The organism is Streptomyces pseudovenezuelae (assembly GCF_001513955.1).
GTDB classification, from domain to species: domain Bacteria; phylum Actinomycetota; class Actinomycetes; order Streptomycetales; family Streptomycetaceae; genus Streptomyces; species Streptomyces pseudovenezuelae.
Map to the genome: position 1 here is coordinate 20,079 of NZ_KQ948149.1, position 13,742 is coordinate 33,820.

Consider the following 13,742-nt stretch of genomic DNA (forward strand, 5'->3'; position numbering starts at 1 on the left):
TGACGGGGCCGCGGCGGGTGCGGTGGGGCGGTGGCGTTCTGGGGGTCTTGGCCTCGGCTTCGTCTCGGTCTGGCGGCTTGCTCTTCGTCGGCGGCCGGGGCGGGTGCGGTGATGTCTGTGTGGGGGTCAGGCGCGTAGGCGTAGGCCCCGTGGGGTGGCGATGAAGCCCGCTGTCTCCAGGAGGGCGCCCAGGGGGGAGGTCAGGGCTGAGGTGCCGTTGATGCGTTCCACCGTGACCGTGCCCAGGGAGCCGGCCTTGGCGGCTGCCGCGAGGGCTTCGGACGCCGTGCGGAGGCGGGGGTCGTCGGAGGGGGTGGTGTCGGGGGCGGAGGGCCAGGCCAGGAGGGTCTTGCCACCCCGCTCCATGTAGAGCGTGAGCTCGCCGTCCACGAGGACCACGAGGGAGCCCGCCTTGCGGCCCGGCTTGTGGCCTGCTTCGGTCGGGGGGTCGGGCCAGGGCAGGGCGGCGCCGTAGGCGTTGGCGGGGTCGGCGGCGGCCAGGACCACCGCTCGGGAGGCGTCCGAGGCGTTCTGCCTGCGGTTGCCGAAGCCGGAACCGTACGCGGGGGTGCCCTGCCAGTGCTGGGGCATGGGCTGGGGTGGGTAGTCGCGCGGTGAGATGTACTCGTCACGGGAGGCCGGGGACGCGGCGCTGGGCTGGGAGTGCGGGCCGGCTTCGCTGTCGGGGCCGGCCGGGGTGTCGAAGGCGCGGGTCCAGTCCCAGTCCTCGGTCGAGGGATCGCCCTGTGCGGGGCTGTGGGGTCCGTCGAGTACCGAGTCCGGACTCCAGAGGTCGGGAGCGCCGATGTCCGGCATTGCCTCGCCGCGGTCGCGGGCGTTGGACACCGCGCGGAGGCGGTCCACCGCGCCGTCCATGGCGAACTGGGCGGCGCCGAGGCCCTCCACGACATAGCCGCGGCGGGCCTGGCCACTGTCCTCGAAGGCGGAGAGGATGCGGTACGTCGCCGAGAACCCGCCTTCCACACCCTCCGCCGACACGGCTCCCCGGGTGACCACTCCGTGCCGGTCGAGGAGGGTGCGGGCCAGGGCGTGGGCGCGCACGGTCGGATCGGCCTCGCGCGGCGGCAGCAGGGACCAGCGGCCGGCGACGGTCGGCGGGCCGGTCCGGGAGGCGGTGCGGGCGGCGGCGGTGAGGGAGCCGTAGCGGCCGCGGGGGACGGTGCGCTTGGCGCGGTGGGCGGTGGCACCGGCGGTGCGGCCGGAGCCCAGCAGGGACCGCATCGGGGTGAGGGTGTCATTGGTGAGCCGCCCCGACCAGGCCAGGTCCCATACGGCGTCGGCCAGTTGGGGGTCGGTGGCGTCCGGGTGGGTGGTGGCGCGGACCTGGTCGGCGATCTGGCGGAAGAACAGGCCGTAGCCGCCGGTCAGCGCGTCCAGTACCGACTGGTGGAGGGCCGTCAGCTCCAGGGGGTGGGGCGGGGGCAGGAGAAGGGGGGCAGCGTCCGCCAGGTACAGGGAGACCCAGCCGTCCTTGCCGGGGAGGGCGCCCGCCCCGGCCCAGACGATCTCCCCGGCGGCGGTGAGCTCGTCGAGCAGGGCCGGGGTGTAGTTCGTGACCCGTGACGGCAGGACTAGCTTCTCCAGGGCGGAGGCGGGCACGGAAGCGCCCTGCAACTGCTCCACCGCGCGCACCAGTCCGTCGATGCCGCGCAGGGAATGCCCCTTGCCGATGTGCTGCCACTGCGGGAGGAACTGCGCGAGGGCCGGTGGCGGCACCGGTTCCAGTTCATGGCGCAGGGCTGCCAGGGAGCGGCGGCGCAGGCGGCGGAGCACGGTCGCGTCGCACCACTCCTGGCCGATGCCCGCCGGATGGAACTCTCCCTGTACGACACGTCCGCTCGCGGCCAGCCGCTGCAAGGCGCCCTCGGTGACGGCCGTGCCCAGGCCGAAACGGGCCGCGGCCGTCGCCGAGGTGAAAGGACCGTGGGTGCGGGCGTAGCGCGCGAGGAGGTCGCCGAGGGGGTCCTTGACCGGCTCGGTGAAGGCCTCCGGGACGCCGACCGGCAGCGCTGTGCCGAGGGCGTCACGCAGGCGTCCCGCGTCCTCGATCGACGCCCAGTGCTCGGCGCCGCCGACCCGCACCTTGATCGTGCGGCGGGCACCGGCGAGGTCCTGCGCCCACTGCGGTTCGGCGCCGCGCTCGGCCAGCTCGGCGTCCGTGAGCGGGCCGAGGACGCGCAGGATGTCCGCGACCCCCTCGGCGTCCTTGACCCGGCGGTCCTCGGTCAGCCACTGGAGCTCCCGCTCCAGCTCGGTCAGGACCTCCGCGTCGAGCAGCTCGCGCAGCTCCGCCTGGCCCAGCAGCTCGGCCAGCAGACGCGAGTCCAGCGAGAGGGCCGCCGCCCGCCGCTCGGCGAGGGGCGAGTCGCCCTCGTAGAGGAACTGGGCGACATAGCCGAAGAGGAGGGAGCGGGCGAAGGGGGAGGGCTCCGGGGTGGTGACCTCGACCAGGCGGACCCGACGGGACTCCAGGTCGCCCATCAGCTCGACGAGACCGGGAACGTCGAAGACGTCCTGGAGGCACTCGCGGACCGCCTCCAGGACGATCGGGAACGAACCGAACTCGCTCGCCACCTGCAGCAGTTGGGAGGCGCGCTGACGCTGCTGCCACAGGGGTGTGCGCTTGCCGGGGTTGCGGCGCGGCAGCAGGAGCGCCCGGGCGGCGCACTCCCGGAAGCGGGAGGCGAACAGGGCCGAGCCGCCGACCTGGTCGGTGACGACCTGGTCGACCTCGCCCTTGTCGAAGACGACGTCCGCGGCGCCCACCGGAGCCTGCTCGGCGTCGTACTCCGTGCCGGCCCTGGTCGGTTCCCGGTCGAGGAGGTCCAGGCTCATCAGGTCGGCGTCGGGCAGGCGCAGGACGATGCCGTCGTCGGCGTGCATGACCTGGGCGTCCATGCCGTAGCGCTCGGAGAGCTTGGCGCCGAGGGCCAGGGCCCAGGGGGCGTGGACCTGGGCGCCGAAGGGGGAGTGGACGACGACCCGCCAGTCGCCGAGCTCGTCCCGGAAGCGCTCCACGACGATGGTGCGGTCGTCCGGGACATGACCGCAGGCCTCACGCTGCTCGTCCAGGTAGGACAGGACGTTGTCCGCCGCCCACGCGTCCAGACCCGCGGTGAGCAGGCGCAGGCGGGCGTCCTCCTTGGACAGCGAGCCGACCTCGCGGAGGAACGCGCCCACCGCGCGGCCGAGTTCGAGCGGGCGGCCCAGCTGGTCGCCCTTCCAGAAGGGGAGCCTGCCGGGGACGCCGGGGGCGGGGGAGACCAGGACACGGTCGCGGGTGATGTCCTCGATGCGCCAGGAGCTGGTGCCGAGCGTGAAGACGTCCCCGACGCGCGACTCGTAGACCATCTCCTCGTCGAGCTCGCCGACCCGTCCGCCGCCCTTCTTGGGGTCGGAGCCGGCGAGGAAGACACCGAAGAGGCCGCGGTCGGGGATGGTGCCGCCGGAGGTGACGGCGAGGCGCTGGGCGCCCGGGCGGCCGGTGATCGTGCCGGCGATGCGGTCCCAGACCACGCGCGGACGCAGCTCCGCGAAGGCGTCGGAGGGGTAGCGGCCCGCGAGCATGTCCAGGACCGCGGTGAACGCGGACTCGGGGAGGGAGGCGAAGGGGGCCGCCCTGCGGACCGTGGCGAGGAGGTCGTCGAGCTGCCAGGTGTCCATCGAGGTCATCGCGACGATCTGCTGGGCGAGGACGTCCAAGGGGTTCGCGGGGACCTTGAGGGACTCGATGGAACCCGTCCGCATGCGTTCCGTGACGACCGCTGCCTGGACCAGGTCGCCCCGGTACTTCGGGAAGACCACACCGGTGGAGACCGCGCCGACCTGGTGGCCCGCGCGACCGACGCGCTGCAGGCCGGAGGCGACGGACGGGGGTGACTCGACCTGGATCACCAGGTCCACCGCGCCCATGTCGATGCCGAGTTCGAGGCTGGAGGTGGCCACCACGGCCGGGAGGCGGCCCGCTTTGAGGTCCTCCTCGACCAGGGCGCGCTGTTCCTTGGAGACCGAGCCGTGGTGGGCGCGGGCGATGACCTGGGGTGCGCCCTGGGCCGCGCCCGAGCCGCCCATGAGCTCGGCCGGGGCGTGGTGTTCGTCAAGGGGCTCGCCGGTCGCCCGCTCGTAGGCGATCTCGTTGAGACGGTTGCAGAGGCGTTCCGCGAGGCGGCGGGAGTTCGCGAAGACGATCGTGGAGCGGTGGGACTGGACGAGGTCGGTGATCCGCTCCTCCACGTGGGGCCAGATGGAGGGGCGCTCCGCGCCTTCGGTGCCCTCGGCGACCGGGGAGCCGCCCAGCTCACCGAGGTCTTCCACCGGGACCACGACCGAGAGGTCGAACTCCTTGCCGGACTTCGGCTGGACGATCTCCACCTTGCGCTGGGGGGAGAGGTAGCGGGCGATCTCGTCGACCGGGCGGACCGTGGCGGACAGGCCGATGCGGCGGGCCGGCTTCGGGAGCAGTTCGTCCAGGCGCTCCAGGGAGAGGGCCAGGTGGGCGCCGCGCTTGGTGCCGGCCACGGCATGGACCTCGTCGAGGATCACTGTCTCGATGCCGGTGAGCGCGTCCCGGGTCGCCGACGTCAGCATCAGGAACAGGGATTCCGGGGTGGTGATCAGGATGTCCGGGGGGCGGGTGGACAGGGCCCGGCGCTCGGCCGGCGGGGTGTCGCCGGAGCGGATGCCCACCTTGACCTCGGGCTCGGGCAGGCCCAGGCGGACGGATTCCTGACGGATGCCGGTGAGGGGGCTGCGGAGGTTGCGCTCCACGTCGACGGCGAGGGCCTTGAGGGGGGAGACGTACAGGACCCGGCAGCGCTTCTTGGGGTCCGCGGGCGGGGGCGTGGAGGCCAGCTGGTCCAGAGCGGCGAGGAAGGCGGCCAGGGTCTTGCCGGAGCCGGTGGGGGCGACGACGAGTACGTCCGAGCCCTCGGCGATGGCCTGCCACGCACCGGCCTGGGCGGTGGTGGGTGCGTCGAATGCTCCCGTGAACCAGCCGCGGGTGGCGGGGGAGAAGCCCTTCAGGGCTCGGTGTGCTGGGCTGACCATGCGTCCATCTTGCCCCGGGGGACTGACAACCGCTCTGACCTGCGGGTTGGCTGTGGCGGTTGGGTTGGGTTGGGTGCTGGGTGGGGTTGTCGGTGGGTGCGGGTTCGGTGGGGGTGGGCGTTTTTGCGCAGTTCCCCGCGCCCCTGGTGCCTGCGGCGGCCTGTTTCGGCTTTGGTGGGGGCTTGTGTAGCGCGTGGGGTTCGGTTGTGGGTCGGGGCCGGGGTGGGGGGTGTCCGTCCTCGGTCCGGCGGCTCGGTCCCTTGAGGGGTGCTCGGTGACGGACGCCGGCCGCTGCGGGCGGACACCCCCCACCCCGTCCCCTTGCCGCCGTCCGCGGCCGACGGTTCGTCGTGGTGGTTCAGCCCACTTCGCGGCCGTGGGCGCGCAAGGTCTGCAGGGCCTCGATGGTGGCCATGGGGCGGGTTTCGAAGGTGGTGGTGGGGGCCCACTGGCGGCGGCGGGCCGGCCAGCCGCCGTCCTCCTGCTGTTCGGCGGTGAGGAAGTCCAGGGAGCGGGACATCTCGTCGTCCGTGAACCATGCGCGCGCCAGGGAGTTCGGCGTCCTCGCGTAGTCGTGCGGGAAGCGGTGGGCGTCGCCGTCGCGGTTCGAGGGGTCCAGCACGGCCAGACCTTGGTCGCGCACCAGGCAGCCGAGGCGGTCGGCGGTGGTCTGTGCGCGCGGGCGGTCGGGGGCGGAGTCCAGGAAGGTCAGGGCGGCCTGGATCTCGTCCGGGCGGGACAGCTGGAGGGACTCCACCACCTGCCAGCAGAAGTCCGTGGCCCGGAACAGCCAGGCGTGCCACACCTCGTTGCGGTGCAGCAGGCCGACCACGGGACCGGTGGCCAGCAGTTCGCTCGGTGGGGCGTCCACGACCGGTACGAAGGGGGCCGTCGGGTAGCCGCGCTGGGCGGGAGTGACCGTCGGGAGGGCGCCGTCCGGGGTGGACACCGAGGTGAGATAGCGGCACACCCGTTCCACCCGCTGTCCGCCGCAGCGACCCACGGCGTCCAGCACGCGCAGGGCGTGAGCGGTGTGCAGGGGCTGGCTGACCGGGCCGCGCAGATCGGGCTCCAGGGCGTGGCCGTAACCGCCGTCGGCGTTGCGGTAGGCGTCCAGGGCCGTCTCCACCGGGTCGGGGCCGCCGTTCAGGAAGTGGTACGCGAACAGACGCTGTTCCAGCACACGCGCGGTGAGCCAGACGAAGTGCTCGGCGCGGAAGAGCGGGGAGTGCGCCGGTGGCGTCTGGGGGAGTGGGGAAGCTCCTGTTTCGGGCATGGGTCAGACCGTAGGGCGGAAAGCGGTCTCGGCAGGCGGTCCCGGACGAGGCCACCCCCAGGGGCGGGATACTGGCGTCATGCGGTTGACGGTTTTCTGGCAGCGGATGGCGGAACACTTCGGTCCGGGGTACGCCGACACCTTCGCGCGCGATCATGTGATGGCGGAGCTCGGTGGGCGCACCGTGCACGAGGCGCTGGACGCCGGCTGGGACGCCAAGGACGTGTGGCGCGTGGTCTGCACCGTGATGAGCGTTCCGGGCGAGAGGCACTGAAACGGCGTGGACGTTCCGGGGAGAAGTGCCGAGTTCGTGTGAACATCTCACGAAAGAGGCACTTACAGGTCACGAAGATCGCAGGACGGCAGCCATTGTCAGTCGCGTGGGCGAGACTTGCTCCGTGGCACCCACTGACGAGTCCGGGCAGGCAGCCCAGCACGCATCTCCGCTAGGCACTACGCCCCCCACCCGGCCCCCGGCCGACGGCGGGCCGGGCGCCCGCATGCCGCGCTGGCTGCCGCGTGCCATGGTGCTCGCGCTCGCCCTCATCGCCGTGTTCCAGCTGGGCAGTTGGGCCTTCCACCAGCTGATCGGCCTGCTGACCAACATCCTCATCGCGTTCTTCCTGGCCCTGGCCATCGAGCCCGCGGTGAGCAAGATGGCCGCGCGCGGCATGCGCAGAGGGCTCGCCACCTTCTTCGTCTTCTTCGGTGTGCTGATCGTGACGGCGGGCTTCGTCACGCTGCTCGGTTCGATGCTCGCGGGCCAGATCATCAAGATCGTCGAGGACTTCCCGGACTACCTCGACTCCGTCATCGCCTGGATCAACGGACACTTCCACACCGAGCTGAAGCGGGTGGACGTCCAGGAGGGGCTGCTGCGCTCCGACTGGCTGCGCAACTACGTGCAGAACAGCGCCACCGGCGTCCTGGACGTCTCCGCCCAGGTGCTCGGCGGGCTCTTCCAGCTGCTGACGATCGGGCTGTTCTCCTTCTACTTCGCCGCGGACGGCCCGCGGCTGCGGCGTGCGATCTGCTCCGTGCTGCCGCCCGCCCGGCAGGCCGAGGTGCTGCGCGCGTGGGAGATCGCCGTGGACAAGACCGGCGGCTACCTCTACTCGCGCGGTCTCATGGCGCTCGTCTCCGGAGTCGCGCACTTCGTCCTGCTCCAGGCCCTGGACGTGCCGTACGCGCCCGTGCTCGCCGTGTGGGTCGGCCTGGTCTCGCAGTTCATCCCGACCATCGGCACCTATCTCGCGGGCGCCCTGCCCATGCTGATCGCCTTCACGGTCGACCCCTGGTACGCGCTGTGGGTGCTGATCTTCGTGGTGATCTACCAGCAGTTCGAGAACTACGTGCTCCAGCCCAAGCTGACCTCGAAGACCGTCGACATCCACCCCGCGGTCGCCTTCGGCTCGGTCATCGCGGGCACCGCCCTCCTCGGCGCGGTCGGCGCCCTGATCGCCATTCCTGCGGTCGCCACGCTGCAGGCGTTCCTGGGGGCCTATGTGAAGCGGTACGACGTCACCGACGACCCGCGTGTCCACGGGCACCGCAAGCGGGGCGAGGGGCCCTCGCCGGTCACGCGTGCGCGTGCGCTGTGGGAGCGGCGGCGGTCGGGCACGTCCGGCGGCGGCGACGGCTCGTCCTGAGGGGCCGGGTTCAGTAGGTGAGGGCGGCCCACACCGCGGCGCCGATGACGGCCGTGACGTAGGAGCCGATCGCCGCGTACAGGAGCCGTCGCCTCAGCGGCTCGCTCCAGGGCGTGCGTGACAGCAGCCAGGTGAGTGCGGGCAGGACCAGGACCGCGTGCAGGCTCACGCCGTGCAGCGGCTTGAGCGGGGCGGTCGAGTGGTAGGCCGCCTCCTGGTGGCCGGTGCGAGTGAGGACGACACCGCGCGCGATCATCGCGGCGCCCGAGGCGAGGGCGACCAGCAGGATCGCGAACCCCGACCGCACCGCGAGGTCCATTCCCGCCGGGCCCGAGGGCCGGTGGCGGAAGGAGGCGACCGCGAACACCGTCAGCAGTACCACCAGGACGCCACCGCCCACCGCGAGCGTCATGGACACCGCCGTGTCGAAGGGCGTCTCCATGTCGAGGTGCGAGGGCACCCCGCGCCACGCCTGGAGGGTGATGCCGCCGACCTCCACCGCACAGTCCGCCGCGAAGACCGCGAGGAGCAGGGCTCGGGGCCGTGGGCCGACCCGCAGATACGACGTGACCCAGGTGACCGCGATCAGGGTCACTCCGAAGGACACCCCGAACGTCACCGGCTTGCGCCAGGAGACCGGCCCGTCCCAGGGGCCGCCGTCCACGGCGAACACCACCAGGTGCGCGAGCCCGGAGAGGACCAGGAGAAGACCGGTGGCGTGGCACAGACGCTCCGTCCGGCGTGCGTCGACGGCCTGCGGCACGGGTGTGCGGGCCACCGCGGGAGTGTTCCTCAGGACCGGGTCCATCAGGCCCGCGCTCCCTTCCGGGCGGGGCGGGCCGGGGCCCCGGCTGCCATGAGGACGGCCGGGGCGACGAGTTCGGCGACCGTCGAGTCGATGAGCGCGGTGTCTCCCGAGGCGGTCTCCCCGGCGCTGGTCGTGGTCGGCATGACACCAGACTCGCGGGGAACGGGCCGTCCGGTCGTCGTACCGTCGAAGGCACCTGGAGTACGCCGCGGGAAGTAGGCGGTGGAGGCCGCGGGAGGGGGCACAGGAAGTGTCCCGGGTGCCGCGTGGTGCGCTTGACACGAAAATCGAACATCCATTCATATGGAAGCTCCGGCGCAGTCGACGACGGGCGTTTCGATACGGTTCGCGTGGAGAAGTCCCCCAGTTATCCACAGGCCGGGCGGGCGTCGGGGCGCATTGTCAGTGGCAGGCGTTAGCGTCTTTGACGTGAAGCGATCGACTCAAGCAAATCGGGTGGAACCCATGGCAGGAACCGACCGCGAGAAGGCCCTGGACGCCGCTCTCGCACAGATTGAACGGCAGTTCGGCAAGGGCGCGGTCATGCGCATGGGCGAGCGGCCGAACGAGCCCATCGAAGTCATCCCCACCGGGTCGACCGCACTCGACGTCGCGCTCGGCGTCGGCGGCATCCCGCGCGGCCGCGTGGTGGAGGTGTACGGCCCGGAGTCCTCCGGCAAGACGACCCTGACGCTGCACGCGGTGGCGAACGCACAGAAGGCCGGCGGTCAGGTCGCCTTCATCGACGCGGAGCACGCCCTCGACCCCGAGTACGCGAAGAAGCTCGGCGTCGACATCGACAACCTGATCCTGTCCCAGCCGGACAACGGCGAGCAGGCCCTGGAGATCGTGGACATGCTGGTCCGCTCCGGTGCCCTCGACCTCATCGTCATCGACTCCGTCGCGGCGCTCGTCCCGCGCGCGGAGATCGAGGGCGAGATGGGTGACAGCCACGTCGGTCTGCAGGCCCGTCTGATGAGCCAGGCCCTGCGGAAGATCACCAGTGCGCTCAACCAGTCCAAGACCACCGCGATCTTCATCAACCAGCTCCGCGAGAAGATCGGCGTGATGTTCGGCTCCCCGGAGACCACGACCGGTGGCCGGGCGCTGAAGTTCTACGCCTCGGTGCGCATGGACATCCGCCGCATCGAGACCCTGAAGGACGGCACGGACGCGGTCGGCAACCGCACCCGGGTCAAGGTCGTCAAGAACAAGGTCGCGCCGCCCTTCAAGCAGGCCGAGTTCGACATCCTCTACGGCCAGGGCATCAGCCGCGAGGGCGGCCTGATCGACATGGGCGTGGAGAACGGCTTCGTCCGCAAGGCCGGCGCCTGGTACACGTACGAGGGCGACCAGCTCGGCCAGGGCAAGGAGAACGCGCGCAACTTCCTGAAGGACAACCCCGACCTGGCCAACGAGATCGAGAAGAAGATCAAGGAGAAGCTGGGCGTCGGCGTGCGGCCCGAGCAGCCTGCCGCGGAGCCGGGTGCGGACGCCGCGGTGACCGCTGCCGCGGACGACGCCGCGAAGGTGCCGGCTCCGGCGGCCGCGAAGGCGACGAAGGCCAAGGCTCCGGCCGCCAAGAGCTGATCCCGTGACACGGCGAACCGACTGGGCCGAGTACGAGGACGCTTCACGAGGGTGGGGCGAAAGAGGCGACGGGGGTTCTGCCGGGCCGGGCGGCGACGGGCACGGGGACGGCACGGGGCAGGGAACGGACGGGGGACACGGCCGTTCGGTGCCGTTCGGTGACGGCTTCGCGCGTGGCACCGGTCCGTCCTACCGCGGCGGGCGCTCCCACAGTGACGGTGGGACGTTCGGCGACGGTGGGCCGGGCGGCGACGAGTCCGGTGACGGGGCGGACCGGGGTTCCGGGGCGTTCGGCCGGAGTTCGCGTCGAGGTGGCGGAGCACCTGACGCGGGCGGTTCCCGCGGGCGTCGGCAGCGCCGGCGCGGCTTCGGGGAATCGCCCGGCGAGGACGGAGGCGGCCCCTCCTTGTCGAGGGCCGAGAAGGGGGAGCCTCCGGCGGACCCGGTGGAGCGGGCGCGGGCGATCTGTCTGCGCCTGCTCACCGGGACCCCGCGGACGCGGAAGCAGCTCGCCGACGCCCTGCGCAAGCGGGAGATCCCGGACGACGCCGCCGAGGAGGTGCTGTCGCGGTTCGAGGAGGTCGGACTGATCAACGACAGCGCGTTCGCGGACGCATGGGTGGAGTCCCGGCACCACGGCCGGGGGCTCGCCCGGCGGGCGCTCGCCCAGGAACTGCGCACCAAGGGTGTCGACTCCACACTGATCGACGCGGCCGTCTCGCAGCTCGACTCCGAGCAGGAGGAGGAGACGGCCCGGGAGCTCGTCGACCGCAAGCTGCGCGCGACGCGTGGGCTCGATCGCGACAAGCGGCTGCGTCGCCTCGCGGGCATGCTCGCCCGCAAGGGCTACTCCGAGGGCATGGCCCTGCGGGTGGTCCGGCAGGCGTTGGAGGAGGAGGGGGAGGAGACGGAGTTCCTCGGCGACGAGGGGTTCTGAGACGGGGAGTCGGTCCGCGACCGGCAGTCAGGCGCTCACTGCCAGTCCTCCGGCCGCTCCACGTGCTCCAGCCGCAGGATCTGGGCCGTGCGGCTGTAGCGGCGGATCTGGGGGAGCGGCGGGTAGTAGGCGTGCACGGAGATCGCGTGGGCCTCGGTGGACTCGTTCAGCACCTCGTGGACGTGATGCTGCCCGAAGGAACGGCCCTTGCCGGCCGGCAGCCGTCGCTCACGGTCCACGTCGTCCGAGAGTTCGAGGGTCTTCCAGCCGTCGGCGGGCAGCCGGGCGGCGAGGGAGTTCTCCTTGAGCTCGCCCGCGGCGGTGATGAAGGCGCCGACCGACTCGGCGTGGTCGTGCCACCCGGTGCCGGTGCCGGGGGGCCAGCCGATCAGCCAGGCCTCGCTGCCGCCGGGCCCCTCCAGGCGCACCCAGGTGCGGCCCTCCGGGTCGAGCGGAAGCGAGTCGATCAGCTCGGCGTCGGCGGCGGTGCGCCGTACGAAGTCGAGGAGTTCGGCCTGGGTGGGCGGCGCGACGGAGGAGACCGAGGGAAGGGCGGGGGAGACAGACACGGGTACCGTCCTGAGAAGAGTTCGCGACAGCGTGCCGTCGCACGGGCGCGGCACGCGGGGAAGAGAAGAGGCGAATTCAGCAGGACGGGCGACACACGCAGCCCGCATAGCGGACGAGGTCCATATGGACCCTCCGCCACAGGCGCACACAGGTGTCGGTCACGATGCGGAGTACACCATGGGGGTGCAGACCGTTTCAACTCACTGTCACTATGTGGACGCACAGTGACAGTGAGCACGTCAACGTGAGGCGGCCCCCGCGTTCGCCTCGGTCTTCGCCGGAGGGCCGCCGAGCGCCGTCTCGGCCGCCGAGTACAGGTCGGCCGGGCGGACCCCGCTCAGCGCCGTGACGAGGTGACCGTCGGGCCGTACGAGAAGGACCGTGTGCGGGGCCGCGCCCGGGTACTCCTCGGCGACCAGGAGCTCGGCGGAGTGTGGCAGCGCGGTCACCGCCGCGGCCAGCCGGGGCATGATTCCGGCGGTCACCCAGTGCTTGCGCTCCCACACCCCGGTGCCCGGTGCGACCAGGAGGACGAGCAGCGCGCCGCGGCCGAGGCGATCGCGCAGCCGTACGAACGAGCCGTCCTCGGCGGTGACCCGTACATCCGTGACCGAGGCCCCCGGGGGTGTGTCGACGGGTACCTCTCCTTCGAGATGCCGGGGCGCGAGGGGCGAGTCGGCGTACGCCCCCGGCGCGCCGAGCGGGCCGCGCCCCAAGTGGCCGTCCGTGAGCAACGCGTCGTGACCGCGAGCCGAGCCGGGGACCACCGAGCGCAGACCCCCGCCGCCGCGGAGCAGCGGCAGCGCCTGGTCGGCGGCGCGCAGCCGACCGGCGACGATCGCGCGCCGCTCGGTCTGGTAGCTGTCGAGAAGCGCCTCGTGCGAGCCGTGGTGCCAGGCGAGGGCGAGCTTCCAGGCGAGGTTGTCGGCGTCCTTGAGGCCCTCGTCGAGACCCTGCGTGCCGAGCGCACCGAGACAGTGCGCCGCGTCCCCGGCGAGAAAGACCCGGCCGGCGCGCCAACGCCGGGCCAGCCGGTGGTGCACGGTGTGGACCCCGGTGTCGAGGAGTTCGTACGGCGGTGTCGCACCGCCCGTCCAGCCCGCGAGGGTCTCCCGGACGCGGGCCACCAGGAGCTCGGGCGTGACCAGGTCCTTGCCCGGCGGCAGCAGCCAGTCCAGGCGCCACACGCCCTCGGGGAGAGGGCGGGCGGTGATCTCCCCGGCCGACGGCCCGGAGGTCCGCCACGGCGGCATCCTGTGCAGCAACGCCCGGTCCTCCCAGGGGAGTTCCGCGCGCAGGGCGGCGACCGCGTGGCGCTCCACCGCCGTACGGCCCGGGAAGCGGATGTCCTGGAGCTTGCGCACGGTGGAGCGCGTGCCGTCGCAGCCGACCAGGTAACTGCCGCGCCACCACGTGCCCTTGGGGCCGCGGGTGTGGGCGGTGACGCCCGAGGGCTCCTGCTCGATGGTGTCGAGACGGCTGTCGGTGGCGAGCTTGACCAGCCGCTCCTCGGCGAGGGCATGGCGCAGGGCGCCGGTCAGGACGTGCTGGGCGAGGTGCAGGGGGGCGTCCCCGGCCTCCTCGAAGTCGACCTCGCGCATCACCTGCTTGCGGCGCATCGACCGCCATCCGGCCCAGTGCAGACCCAGCTCGGCGACCGGCACCCCGGTCAGCCGTGACATGAGGGCGGCGGTGTCCTCGTGCAGTACGGCGGTGCGGGCCAGGCGGGGTTCGTCCTTGCCCGGGCCCTCGTCGAGAACCACGGAGGGGACCTCCTGACGCGCCAGCGCCAGGGCGAGCGTGAGCCCGACGGGCCCCGCTCCGACGATGATCACCGGGTCCACG

Annotated in this window: 11 protein-coding genes; 4 read left to right on the top strand and 7 right to left on the bottom strand. The window is 72.4% G+C overall.

The window, feature by feature from the left end:
* Positions 1–126: 126 nt before the first annotated feature.
* Entirely contained in the window at positions 127–5,067 is a 4,941-nt protein-coding gene (locus AQI94_RS24490; RefSeq protein WP_031058656.1) for an ATP-dependent helicase, read from the bottom strand.
* A gap of 358 nt (positions 5,068–5,425) precedes the next feature.
* The gene (locus AQI94_RS24495; protein WP_031058653.1) at positions 5,426–6,343 is read right to left on the bottom strand and encodes a hypothetical protein; all 918 of its coding nucleotides are present in this window, start codon (positions 6,341–6,343) and stop codon (positions 5,426–5,428) included.
* A 79-nt stretch (positions 6,344–6,422) separates the two neighbouring features.
* On the opposite strand from AQI94_RS24495, the gene AQI94_RS24500 reads away from it, so the two are divergent.
* Complete coding sequence (locus AQI94_RS24500) at positions 6,423–6,617, top strand: DUF3046 domain-containing protein (protein ID WP_007385121.1); 195 nt, start codon at positions 6,423–6,425, stop codon at positions 6,615–6,617.
* 124 nt (positions 6,618–6,741) lie between these two features.
* Complete coding sequence (locus AQI94_RS24505; RefSeq protein WP_078902951.1) at positions 6,742–7,992, top strand: AI-2E family transporter; 1,251 nt, start codon at positions 6,742–6,744, stop codon at positions 7,990–7,992.
* 10 nt (positions 7,993–8,002) lie between these two features.
* Here the strand turns inward: AQI94_RS24505 and AQI94_RS24510 are convergent, their stop codons facing one another.
* The gene (locus tag AQI94_RS24510) at positions 8,003–8,800 is read right to left on the bottom strand and encodes a hypothetical protein (RefSeq protein WP_051832905.1); all 798 of its coding nucleotides are present in this window, start codon (positions 8,798–8,800) and stop codon (positions 8,003–8,005) included.
* Positions 8,800–8,943, bottom strand: coding sequence for a hypothetical protein (locus AQI94_RS44655; RefSeq protein WP_158806451.1), 144 nt, complete (start codon positions 8,941–8,943; stop codon positions 8,800–8,802). The genes AQI94_RS24510 and AQI94_RS44655 overlap by 1 nt, the downstream gene beginning before the upstream one ends.
* A gap of 322 nt (positions 8,944–9,265) precedes the next feature.
* On the opposite strand from AQI94_RS44655, the gene recA reads away from it, so the two are divergent.
* Both recA and recX read left to right on the top strand, forming a co-directional pair.
* Positions 9,266–10,390: a recombinase RecA gene (gene recA / locus AQI94_RS24515; RefSeq protein ID WP_031058632.1), complete on the top strand. Its 1,125-nt coding sequence runs from the start codon at positions 9,266–9,268 to the stop codon at positions 10,388–10,390.
* Between the two features lie 4 nt (positions 10,391–10,394).
* Positions 10,395–11,327 (top strand): recombination regulator RecX, encoded by a 933-nt coding sequence (recX, locus tag AQI94_RS43100; protein WP_031058629.1) that lies wholly within the window; start codon positions 10,395–10,397, stop codon positions 11,325–11,327.
* A 35-nt stretch (positions 11,328–11,362) separates the two neighbouring features.
* Here recX and AQI94_RS24525 read toward each other — a convergent pair whose 3' ends face one another.
* From AQI94_RS24525 to AQI94_RS24530, 3 genes are all read right to left on the bottom strand, one after another.
* Entirely contained in the window at positions 11,363–11,896 is a 534-nt protein-coding gene (locus AQI94_RS24525) for a cupin domain-containing protein (RefSeq protein WP_031058626.1), read from the bottom strand.
* Between the two features lie 76 nt (positions 11,897–11,972).
* Entirely contained in the window at positions 11,973–12,020 is a 48-nt protein-coding gene (locus AQI94_RS46595; protein WP_309506048.1) for a hypothetical protein, read from the bottom strand.
* A gap of 116 nt (positions 12,021–12,136) precedes the next feature.
* Positions 12,137–13,741 carry an FAD-dependent monooxygenase gene (locus AQI94_RS24530; protein WP_062229934.1) on the bottom strand — a complete coding sequence of 535 codons (1,605 nt, stop codon included), beginning with the start codon at positions 13,739–13,741 and terminating at the stop codon, positions 12,137–12,139.
* Between the last annotated feature and the right edge of the window lies 1 nt (position 13,742).

Coding starts and splice junctions, on each gene's coding strand:
- AQI94_RS24490 (WP_031058656.1), bottom strand. CDS start 5,067: ATGGTCAGCCCAGCACACCGAGCCCTGAAGGGCTTCTCCCCCGCCACC.
- AQI94_RS24510 (WP_051832905.1), bottom strand. CDS start 8,800: ATGGACCCGGTCCTGAGGAACACTCCCGCGGTGGCCCGCACACCCGTG.
- AQI94_RS44655 (WP_158806451.1), bottom strand. CDS start 8,943: ATGCCGACCACGACCAGCGCCGGGGAGACCGCCTCGGGAGACACCGCG.
- AQI94_RS24495 (WP_031058653.1), bottom strand. CDS start 6,343: ATGCCCGAAACAGGAGCTTCCCCACTCCCCCAGACGCCACCGGCGCAC.
- recA (WP_031058632.1), top strand. CDS start 9,266: ATGGCAGGAACCGACCGCGAGAAGGCCCTGGACGCCGCTCTCGCACAG.
- AQI94_RS24500 (WP_007385121.1), top strand. CDS start 6,423: ATGCGGTTGACGGTTTTCTGGCAGCGGATGGCGGAACACTTCGGTCCG.